This is a genomic window from Empedobacter sp. UBA7252, from assembly GCF_002472765.1.
Taxonomy (GTDB): domain Bacteria; phylum Bacteroidota; class Bacteroidia; order Flavobacteriales; family Weeksellaceae; genus Empedobacter; species Empedobacter falsenii_B.
The window spans coordinates 1-8344 of the sequence record NZ_DKSQ01000020.1; the positions used below are offsets into that span (position 1 = coordinate 1).

The window sequence follows — 8344 nt, forward strand, 5'->3', positions numbered from 1 at the left end:
AAAATAGAGCATATCAGGCTCACGAGGCGGAGCGTTGAGTGGGGGGTCGGTTGTTCCCGGCCCATCTTTATAAGCTCCTGCTTTCGGTTTAAATGGATTATCTTCATCAGGTGGAGTAGTCATGTCTGCTCTTTTCCCTCCTGCTGATCTTTTGCCAGACACATTATTTTCTGGATTAGACGTTGTATTGACCGTAAAATCTTGGAGCTTCGGTATTCTAAGTCTATCCAATGCTTGTTTACCGTTTGAACCATTAAAATCGGAATCCAATTTAGAACAACTGGCCACTAAGAATAGCATCAATAAAAAAGGAAAATCTTTAATGATCCTTTGCAAAAAATAATACATTCTACTTTTCATACTTTTAAGATTATATGGGCATAGGTCTCCCTGGCATACAGGAACCATGATGCTTATTGGTTTAAAAAAGTGTTATTGATTAATTTAGATCTTTATTACAAACCTTAAATTCTATTTATTTGGAGATTAACTACCGAGAGGCATTCCATTACCTATCGCCCATTTTCGGGTTCTTTTCTCTTTTAACTGCCCCTTTTCATCATAGATACTATAACTAGCACTTACCACATTATTCTGAATATTATAATCGGTGATTTTAATGGAGTAATCTGCCGGAATGTTATTTGTCTCTTTTAGATTGTCCTTCCAAATCAATGGCTGCTTTCCCGCCCATTTATCTTCAACGCTAGTAACTATCTGTACTCTTGCCACAACTCCTTCAGCTAAGAACATCATATATTCATAGTTGTTAATTGGGACTTTCCATAAACCACCAGAAGGATAATAGGCATCAGTAGCATCTATATCCTTGGTATAGCGAACTGAAAAATCCCGCTCGTAACATACCAATTGAGTTCCCCGCTGTCCAAGTCCCATATTTCCTCCACCTCTGTAAAGGTCTTTTTCGGCACCTTCTCTTACCAATAAGCTATTTTCATACCACTGAACCAATTGATTGTCAAGAACCTTATAAGTCCAGTCTAGGGGTTCTTCGACTTTATACTTTTTGGTATAAAATTTCTTACTATCAAGATCTATATTAGCCAGTAGCTGAATATATTTTTCTTGTATATCAAGATTATCGAGCACAATCCTTAATGAAAGTGTAGCATGATTGGCATTGATATATTTACTGGGTGCAACTAAATAAGTAAAAAGCTTACTTGAGTTTTCAGGAATCTCACGTGCTTCTATCGTCGGGCAAACTTCTGAAAAGATCGTCTTTCCATCCTTATTATCGACCCTGATCTCCAAAGTATTGTCCAGCGTATTTACCACATAGTATTGATTCCCCGTACTATCCGTTTTAGCATCAGTCCTCCATTTTTCATTTTTCTTCACAGGAACATCTGGGGTATCTTTTTTACATGAAAATAAGAAGTATGCCATTAGTAAACATACACTTAAGATCCCTAAACTCTTTTGTCTATATGTTGTATTCATCATCATAAAATATATTTAATGGTCAATTCTAAAGGTCGTTTTAAATGGCGAGTTATCTTTTAGATATTTTGCAGTATAGTAAATAGGCACACCTGGATCACTCGCTGTAAATGTACCTACGTTCTGTGCAATAAAATCAGATACACCATCAGGACTTGGATTGATCAATAACTGGATCACATTATTGCCGATGGTACTACCCAACAAATAAATAGTTATTCGGCAACTGGCAAAAAGATTCGTTTCTTCCTGTGTATATGATTCCGTAGTCTTTTTTAGAATCTTTTTTACCATCTTTTCAAAAGCACTTTTCATCTCATAACTATTGTTATCAGATTCAAGCACCAATAATCCAAATCTACCATAAGTTACGGAATTAATATATACCGGAGAAATTCCATCAAATGCATTGGCAGGAATAGAAGCCATATCAATCAGCTCATTAGCAGCAGGATCAGACATTGTATACGTAAAATTTTCCACCGTATAACTGGCCATGAATTTAGTGGAATAGTAGGTTCCGCTTGAATAAGAATCAAAATTTGTATTGGTCGAAGAAAATAGTTTATGCTGATTTACATTATAGCCAAATGCATATTTCACTTCCTCATATTTTGAAAATGCGGCAAAATAGTCTGAGTAATTGAGTATCGTATTACCTGAAAAATCTGGCGCCAAAAGTGCATTTCGTAAAAATATCCGGCTATTTGAAAGACTTGGAATAGAGAGAGTTCCAATTGATAAACTGGAAGGAAATGACAACTGGACACTGATCGGTGCAGTTTGATAACCGGAAAAGGTTTCAAATTGATCCGATGCAATTGACGCGGCCTTTAAAAGTGAGCCTGGATAAATATAACTTAAATTTCCTGGTGTTACGACCATCTCATCAGATTCATAAAATGAGCTTGTTCCAGCCCCATTTGTCCATACACTGTCCCGGAGATGTATCATTCCGGCAGTTTTCTTGTGGTCAAATACTGTTTTGATGTCTTTATTTTTATTCCTCAGATCAACAATATCCAAGGGTGCAATACGAAGTTTGCTAAAATATTCCGAGAGCAGTTTCCCATCGCCTTTTTCAGCAGACGATGGGTTTTGAATTTCTTCTTTTTTACATCCTATAAATGAAAGGAGGAAAAAAATGGCTATGATTATTTTGACTCTCATACCAAATAATATTTAAATGACCTAATTGGCAATATTAATCTTGAACTGATTCCTAAAGGTGGCAAAATCATCGAGATAATTTAAAGAGTAATAAAGAATATCCCCTGGACTATCTTTTGTAAAGCCACCATTTGCCGCCAAAACCTCTGCAAAACCTGTTAGACCGGTTGTTATTGCCTTAACGATACTCTTTCCATCAGCTCCGATAATATACACTTTCATCCGCGAATTATTTATTATAGTTTTCTGCGCATTAGTTAGTCGCAAGTTCAATGCTGCCGAAAATGATGGACCTAGACTGTCAGTCGACGAGACGTTTAACATTTCTGCGGATAATGTTAGCGCGACATTAAGTGTTTTTTTGACCGCGTTGTAAGAGGAATCTGACTCCATGATAAAAATCCCCTTTCTTCCGTAAGTTACCGAACTGACAATTACAGGTCTGATTCCATTGAATATAGAGTAGTCAAAATTGCTCTTGAGAAAAGGCTCATAAATTGGAGGTTCGATAGCGATGGAAAAGTTCTCTTGCGTAAATTCAGCCCTTACGATTGTTGTAGCAGTTGAATTTTCAAGGGTATCCAGATAATTAACGGTTAAAATTTTAGCAAGATTCAAATTTGCTCCAAAAGACTTTTTTAGTTCCTCGGTCTTTCTAAATTGACTTTGTTCGTAAGTAAAGGATTGGATCTGGTTTCCTGCTGCCGAACTCAATGCTGCACGTAGATAACTAAGATCTTGTATTTTCGAAGGTATGACAGTCCTATAGATACTGTCAGTAGGAAAATTAGCATACATGGTAATCGGGTTTCTATAAGTTACTGGAATGAAAACAGGATTCACATTGTCTACATCAATTGCCGTCTCCCCCTTTAGAATAGCACCCAGATATAATTTTCTTCTCGTTTCTTCAAGAACTGCTGGAATATCTGTGGTCTCATAGAATGAAGTTTTTCCGGCATTGTTGGGCCAAATACTGTCTCTGAGAAATGTAAGAGAATTTTGTTTACCTTTCTTTGAAAAGCCTCGTATTCCGGCCGTATCAAAACTTGAAAGATTTATCTCCGTAGGTTTAAATGTGTAAGTTTTCAGACCTTTAAGTCCAGAGAGGGGTTCAGAAGTTCCACCAGGAACGAGATCTTTGGAACAGGAGGTGATTAAAACCACAAATGTTGCTATTAAAGCAATACAATTTAGTTTCTTTTTCATAATCGGTAATATATAAAGTTTAAAATTGGACAATTCATACCCAAACTTTCCCCTTCTTCTTTTATAATATCACCGAATATATCTCCCTAATGATATCCAGTTGGAATAAAAAGCAGTAATTTAAAATACTTTCATTTCGAATTATAAAAGGTCTTCCTTCCCTAATTATTGATAATTCTAAACCTTATTTTATTAATCACCAAATTAACTCGACGAACAGAGTTTCGACCAATACAAACATGCCGATTGACACGATGAAAAATAAAGGGATATATAATTTTCATTTTATATAATGAAAAAAAGAAGATGAAGTATAAGCTTAGAAGTAGTTTTAAGGTATTTTTTAAAATAGGATAATTTGATATTTTTTACTTATTTAGAATTACTAGTTTATTATATGGAAGATACAATTGATTCAAAACTTTTCGACCCCTTCAAAGGACAGATTTTTAGGATTACTTATAAATCATTAGACTACCAAATAAAGTTGTTAAAAAGAGATATAAAAAAAGATGAATCAGAAATTGATATTTTATTGGATGGAATAGTCCAAAAAATAATCAAAAAGAATGGAAGTTGGTGTTTTGAAGATACAGATTTAGATAAAGATTTCGCTTATGAGATTTGGAGAGTGATTTCTTTAAGATATAGGTTATAGATTGGAGAATTTATCTTACTAATCAAAAGACACATTAGTTACCTGTTCTTTAGAAATAACTTCAATAAGTTTGTAGGTTTTGGGATTTCCATCTATTGGCGGAGATGCCAAAATAGTTATCTGAACTTTTAAGTTGTAACGGTTTCCTTTTTCGAAAACAAAACCACTAATCTCGTCTAAACCTAAATGATACTCTTCTTTATTACTCTCCCTCACCTTTAGCGCTGGTATATCCTTAGGTTGGTCTGGTTTCGCTGGAGGATGAGGTGCGACGTACTCAATATCAGGTTGGATCTCAAACTGAGTAATATAGGTTTGGCCAGAATTTTCTTTGCTGCACGAAAACAGGAAAATTAATAAAAGGAAAATGCTATTTCTCATGGATCTACTTTAAAATCAAAAATACAATTGGCCTTCAATACTTATTCGACTAATATTATTGAAATATTTCCACTCTATAAAGTTATCTCGACCAACTCAATTTCGACCCATACAAACAATGTGATTTCCTAGATGGAAAAAACAGAACTTTATATCTAATCCTTCTAAACTAAAAATGATCTCCACAGATTTCTCTCCAACACCATTTTTATAAATAGAATAAATGCTAAAGAAAGGAGGTAAGTACTTTTCCTAGGAAAAGTAAAATATTATCGTTGAGAAAGAAGTAAAAATAAACTAAATTATCCGCTTGCGCTGGGTGGTGATAATGTAATATTATTATTGTTAGTTTCAGACCGAATAAAAATTACTATATTCAGAGTAAACAATTGGAATCTTTCCAGCTTTAACCATAAGAGTATTTCCAATACTTAAAGAGAGATAAAAGTCAGGAAAAACTTCAAGAGACTTCGAACCATTTTTTAAAAAATAATCGGAATATCTTTTTTAATTAAACCATGTCGTTAGAAACATTTACCATTCCGGGATATAAGGATATTTTTAAAGGTAGCAACGAAAGTTATGAAGAACTTGTTAAAGACCTCAATTCTGAAACGATAATAATTTTATGTTCAATGTTAAACGGCGAATTAACTTGTCCTGAACCAATAGCGGATATCCAAAAACGTTTAATATCCTTAATTTCTAAAAACTTTACATTTGATCAAAAACAGCAATTAAATGATTCTTTCCGTTATTTCAACAAAACAGCTTCTGGAATATTTGAAGGAGGTATAATTTTTAGAAGGTATCTTTTAGCAATGATATTGAAAGAATTGAACAATTACCGTTCTGTTCAATCGAGAAAGTCTGATCGAGAAAACGAATACCTTTTTTTTAAGGCATATCTTAAGATTATTGATGAAGTTAATGACTCAGATTTATTAAAAATAGATTTTTCAGAAATAGAGAAAAGTAATCCATTATACATATTTTGGTTGTGCTGGAAACCTGTCCTAAGTCAATTCGAACTAATGGAAAAAGGAAATATGGTCTTTGAAATGTTAAAATCGGCATGCCTTTTAGAATATGCTAAAAATAACTTATTAATATATCTAAAAGAATATCTAAACAAATTCGGGTTCAAAAGTCCAGGTCATTTGCTTGCAAGCTTCAATAGTATCAATAAAGCAACAGAATCCTATAGACCTAAGGAACATTTTCGAAAATATACACTATTAAATGTAAGAAAAAAAAATATTGCAAAGCATTTAAAAAGTCAGTGTATTAACTCTGAAATTAAGGGTACCTTAGAACTTAGAGACCTCAAAAAGTCTCCATTACTTTTTCACCAAAAAAGAAATAGCTACATTATATTAGATTATTATTTCGCTCGTAAAAAAACATTTAGAAGTACTTATTTCGAATTATTTCACCAAACTAGTTTAAAACCTGAAGACAAACTATTGCAGCAAAAAGCTTTCAATAAATACAGCCAAGAAATAGGAGATTTATTAGAAGCTAAATGTCTTAAACCTATTATTACTTTATTAGCAGGCAATGATTTTGATAAAATTCATTTTGATGATAAATCAGATGGCATACCTGACGGTTATGTTCGAAAAGATAGAAAGATCTTTTTGTTCGAATACAAGGCATACTTTTTCCCAGAAAGTCTTGTGCATGAGTCAGATTTCAATAAAACACTTAAATATTTCAATGATAGATTTACCGGTAAAAAAGGAATTGGACAGATTAAAGAACAAATTACCAAAATCTATAATTTAAATTTTGAATTCGATAATGAGTTAAAAAATTTAGTAGAAACTGGTAACATTACAATCTATCCAATAATCACATTTAATGAATATCACTTCGGTTTAACAGGACTCACTCAATATTTAGACGGCGAATTTAAAAAGATAATTCCGCAAAAATACCGTGAGAAGTTTTCGATTATGCCGCTTGCCCTAATTAATCTAGAGACAATCTTGGACATGGTGTTAACCAATCAAAACATAAATGACTTAAAAACACACTTAAATTCTTATCAAACATTTACATATAATATTCAGTATCGTTTCTTCAAGAATCCTGACAATGCTACTTTAAATTCTGCCTTCGTTGGATTTGACAATTATTATTATTCGGCAATTGCACCACAACCTGTTTCCATCGAAAAGACACAAAATATTTTAACTAGTTTATTAAAACTTACTGGTATATCATTGGACGAGTTAAATCGAAAAATATAATTTAATTATGATTTTTATAATTATTAACAAGGTTCCCTGAAAAAAGAAATTTTAGCGAATAATTCAATAAAATATGAAAGCACATAATACAGAATTAAGTAGTAAGCGAGCAGAAAATAATAACAATTACTTCATACTCATAACTTTATTTTCATCCTTGAGAGAGTATTATAAAAATAAATCAAATTATAAGGTTCTGGGGCTTATATATCCAAGTGCTATAAGTGAAAGAAAAGGATTGAATATTGTACTCATAACAGACGTCGCAAAGAATTTAATCTATTGTGAGAAAGTTGGAATGTATCGTTTTAAAGGTTCAGAAAAATCATATAGAGCTGCCCCATGTTGTGATGTCAGTATTCCTACGGAAGAAGGATATTTTCAAATTCAAGGACATACTACTATTAGAGACGAAGAACACTATGAACCTGAATGTTAATTAATATAGAGGGTGAATACAAAAATTAGTAAGCCAAAATTTTTATTACTTTTAGCCTTATAAAGCAAGCATATTATCGTTCTTAATCTATTATAACATGGAAAATTCTTTACAGAATGTTTTAAATGAAATTCCCATTCAATTGGACACCTATATTAACATGGAACAGCCAAATGAAACATTACCAATTTACCACGGAGAATTCGTAATTACCAATGGTACTGAAGAAAGTTTGGTAAATGGGAGTATAGAATTCACTTGGTTTCCAAACCCTTGCGTCAAATTCAATGGAACATTCTCTGGTGGAGAATTAATGTTTTTTGACATGAAAAACTTAATACTCAAAATTAACAATGAGAATATAGGAGTTGTAAATCTTTCAGAAGTTTCACTAGGTGAAAGGGGACAATGTCGTGGTTATGTTAACCGTTTTATTGAAGGGGACTCTTCTATCGCAGTACAAGAAATTATGTTTTGTATTCCTAATTTGAGAGGTTACATTGGTGATCGTGTTAGGCATTCTGAAAATAGACAGAAGATTTCTAGTAATAGGATCGAGTTAATTGATAGATACTTTCGAATTATTTTGGATAAATTCTCAGATTTTACTGACAGAAAGAAAAAACTACAAAACAATGGTGGATATCTGCTCACTTATGTTGGAAAAGTTTCTAAAATTAATGGACAACCAATTCGGCTAAAAGAAATTCACGAGTGGCATCAACAACTACAAAATTTCTTATATTTCATCACTTGCGTCCTAAACGT

General features: G+C 32.8%; 9 protein-coding genes. 4 read left to right on the plus strand and 5 right to left on the minus strand.

All coding sequences use genetic code 11. The annotated features are described in order from the left end of the window. The 4 genes from B2X73_RS03600 to B2X73_RS03615 form a co-directional block, all read right to left on the minus strand. Positions 1-360, minus strand: a 360-nt coding sequence (locus B2X73_RS03600; protein ID WP_291095737.1) for a hypothetical protein, incomplete at its 3' end; no start/stop codon positions are given. A 126-nt stretch (positions 361-486) separates the two neighbouring features. Beyond that, positions 487-1470 carry a hypothetical protein gene (locus B2X73_RS03605; protein ID WP_291095739.1) on the minus strand — a complete coding sequence of 328 codons (984 nt, stop codon included), beginning with the start codon at positions 1468-1470 and terminating at the stop codon, positions 487-489. A 9-nt stretch (positions 1471-1479) separates the two neighbouring features. Then, positions 1480-2634 carry a thiol-activated cytolysin family protein gene (locus tag B2X73_RS03610; RefSeq protein WP_291095741.1) on the minus strand — a complete coding sequence of 385 codons (1155 nt, stop codon included), beginning with the start codon at positions 2632-2634 and terminating at the stop codon, positions 1480-1482. 21 nt (positions 2635-2655) lie between these two features. Further along, the gene (locus B2X73_RS03615) at positions 2656-3843 is read right to left on the minus strand and encodes a thiol-activated cytolysin family protein (protein ID WP_291095743.1); all 1188 of its coding nucleotides are present in this window, start codon (positions 3841-3843) and stop codon (positions 2656-2658) included. Between the two features lie 397 nt (positions 3844-4240). On the opposite strand from B2X73_RS03615, the gene B2X73_RS03620 reads away from it, so the two are divergent. Beyond that, complete coding sequence (locus B2X73_RS03620) at positions 4241-4501, plus strand: hypothetical protein (protein ID WP_286736929.1); 261 nt, start codon at positions 4241-4243, stop codon at positions 4499-4501. A gap of 18 nt (positions 4502-4519) precedes the next feature. On the opposite strand, the gene B2X73_RS03625 is transcribed toward B2X73_RS03620, so the two are convergent. After that, complete coding sequence (locus B2X73_RS03625) at positions 4520-4882, minus strand: DUF4377 domain-containing protein (RefSeq protein WP_291095747.1); 363 nt, start codon at positions 4880-4882, stop codon at positions 4520-4522. Positions 4883-5400: 518 nt separating this feature from the next. Between B2X73_RS03625 and B2X73_RS03630 the strand changes: the two genes are divergently transcribed. The 3 genes from B2X73_RS03630 to B2X73_RS03640 all read left to right on the plus strand — a co-directional run. Beyond that, entirely contained in the window at positions 5401-7137 is a 1737-nt protein-coding gene (locus B2X73_RS03630) for a hypothetical protein (RefSeq protein ID WP_291095749.1), read from the plus strand. Between the two features lie 73 nt (positions 7138-7210). After that, entirely contained in the window at positions 7211-7576 is a 366-nt protein-coding gene (locus tag B2X73_RS03635) for a hypothetical protein (RefSeq protein WP_291095751.1), read from the plus strand. 97 nt (positions 7577-7673) lie between these two features. Next, a partial coding sequence (locus B2X73_RS03640) for a hypothetical protein (protein WP_291095753.1) occupies positions 7674-8344 on the plus strand: 671 nt, incomplete at its 3' end.